The 231-nt window shown below is 32.0% G+C and carries 1 protein-coding gene; it reads right to left on the bottom strand.

Annotated features, from left to right (window positions below):
* On the bottom strand, positions 1-194 hold a 194-nt coding region (locus tag M901_RS13060; protein ID WP_034722229.1), incomplete at its 3' end, for an NTP transferase domain-containing protein.
* Positions 195-231: the final 37 nt, after the last annotated feature.

The following is a 231-nucleotide window of genomic DNA, read 5'->3' on the forward strand; positions in this document are numbered from 1 at the left end:
TGATTAACATGACTTTCTACCAAGTCATTTTGATGTCCAGTAATGAGGTAAATATCCCCTAAACCATCAACGGAATCTAAAACATAGTCTAATAAAACTCTCTTATGAAGAGGTGCAAGAGGTTTTGGAACATCCATTTTTAATCTTGTTCCTTTTCCTGCGGCAAGAATTACCACTGCGATATTATTAGACATATTTACTCCAGTATTTAGAAATATTTTTAAAACTAAT

This window comes from Bacteriovorax sp. DB6_IX, assembly GCF_000447775.1.
Taxonomy (GTDB): Bacteria; Bdellovibrionota; Bacteriovoracia; order Bacteriovoracales; family Bacteriovoracaceae; genus Halobacteriovorax_A.